At 42.9% G+C, this 2,212-nt stretch carries 2 protein-coding genes; both read right to left on the reverse strand.

The genetic code is table 11. The features are described from left to right. A partial coding sequence (ccoO, locus tag AACQ21_RS06845) for a cytochrome-c oxidase, cbb3-type subunit II (RefSeq protein WP_105976372.1) occupies window positions 1–437 on the reverse strand: 437 nt, incomplete at its 3' end. Between the two features lie 12 nt (window positions 438–449). Beyond that, a complete protein-coding gene (gene ccoN, locus AACQ21_RS06850; RefSeq protein WP_026027333.1) occupies window positions 450–1,877 on the reverse strand; it encodes a cytochrome-c oxidase, cbb3-type subunit I in 1,428 nt (475 codons plus the stop codon). Between the last annotated feature and the right edge of the window lie 335 nt (window positions 1,878–2,212).

A 2,212-nucleotide genomic window follows, 5' to 3' on the forward strand; every position in this document is an offset into this window, starting at 1 on the left:
AGCCAAGGAAAACCGGGCATGTTTGATTCAGGAACCAGTTCGCGAGGATTAGTCAAGTGAACTCGATGCCATTCATCAGAATAACGACCACCAACACGAGCCAAATCAGGCCCAGTCCGCTTCGAACCCCACACAAATGGATGCTCCCAAACACTTTCACCAGCCACCGAATAATGACCATAACGCTCCGTTTCGGAACGGAATGGGCGAATCATTTGGCTATGGCAAACGTTACAACCTTCGCGAATATAGATATCACGGCCTTCAAGTTGCAGCGCAGTGTAGGGCTTAAGATTTTCAACAGGCTCAGTAGTTTGCTTTTGGAAAATCAATGGCGTGATTTCAACCAAGGCTCCCCAACTGATGGCAAAAATAATGAAAATAGCCAGTAAACCGACATTACGTTCGATGATTTCATGGCGATTATTAGAACTCATTCTTTCATCTCCTTATGCCGGTTGAGGAATAGCTTTTAAGCTATTATCTGGTGCAAAAACCGTTTTATACGTGTTGTAAGCCATCAGGAACATACCTGCTAAGAAGATAAATCCACCAATGAATCGAACGGTATAGAATGGGTAAGAGGCTTGGACAGACTCAACAAAACTGTACGTTAACGTACCGTCAGAGTTAACAGCACGCCACATCAAGCCCTGCATAACACCTGAAATCCACATCGCAACGATGTAGAGCACCGTACCAATAGTCGCTAACCAGAAGTGAGCATTGATCAGACCAACAGAGTACATACGCTCTTGGTTAAATAGGCGAGGGATTAAATGGTATACCGAACCAATCGACACCATTGCCACCCAACCTAGAGCTCCAGAATGCACGTGACCAATAGTCCAGTCGGTGTAGTGTGACAGTGCGTTAACTGTCTTAATCGACATCATTGGTCCTTCAAACGTAGACATTCCGTAGAATGACAATGAAACGATGAGGAATCGTAAGATTGGGTCATAGCGCAGTTTATGCCAAGCACCAGATAACGTCATAATCCCGTTAATCATCCCGCCCCATGAAGGAGCAAACAACACCAACGACATCACCATGCCAAGTGACTGAGTCCAGTCAGGCAGAGCAGTGTAGTGTAAATGGTGCGGACCAGCCCAAATGTAAAGAGAGATCAAAGCCCAAAAGTGAACAATCGATAAACGGTATGAATAAACAGGGCGTTCAGCTTGTTTTGGTACAAAGTAATACATCATACCAAGGAAGCCGGCAGTAAGCAGGAAACCCACCGCATTATGACCGTACCACCACTGAACCATAGCATCCACCGCCCCAGCGTAAACTGAATACGATTTACCCATAGAAACAGGGATTGCCATGCTATTTACAATATGTAATACAGCAACAGTAAGGATAAAAGCTCCGAAGAACCAGTTTGCCACATAGATATGTGCCGTCTTACGTTTGACGAGTGTTCCAAAAAACACTATCGCATAAGATACCCATACAAGAGCAATGGCGATATCAATTGGCCATTCTAATTCCGCGTATTCTTTACCGGAGGTATAACCCAAAGGTAAAGTTATTGCTGCAGATAAAATAATGGCTTGCCATCCCCAAAAGGTGAAGGGCACAAGAGGACCACCAAATAGACGAGTTTGACAAGTACGCTGAACAACATAATAAGATGTTGCAAAGAGGGCACTTGTACCAAACGCAAAAATAACCGCATTAGTATGCAGAGGACGTAAGCGACTGTACGTCAACCACGGCGTATCAAAGTTTAGCTGTGGCCAAACTAATTGAGCGGCAATCAAAACACCTACAGCCATACCAACAATACCCCAGAGAATAGTCACTAAGGTAAATTGCCGAACAACTGTATAGTTGTAGTTTTGTTCAAGCTGCTTTTCTTGGCTCATTTGCATGCTTCCAATTTCTAATTAACTACACTTTACTTCCAACACGACACATGTCGTAATGCCCCCCAAATCCACAATAGAAATACTGCTTTATCAGAACGTTACTATCTATTGCTGACTTTAAAAAAAAGTGGCATTTTCAACCGTCAACTATACTGCAATTAACAATTCAATGACAGAGTAGTAACCTTACAGTTGTTCAGGATTTGGCCTTTTATTTCAAAACTTTGAAGTTTGTTACACGAGGAAGGAAGCATCATGGCTTCAGAAAAGCTTACAAAACACAGGTTTGCTCAAATACTAATCACATTACTCATTATTTTGGTCGCTTTTTT

Source organism: Vibrio sp. V01_P9A10T6 (assembly GCF_963877065.1).
Classification (GTDB): Bacteria; Pseudomonadota; Gammaproteobacteria; order Enterobacterales; family Vibrionaceae; genus Vibrio; species Vibrio anguillarum.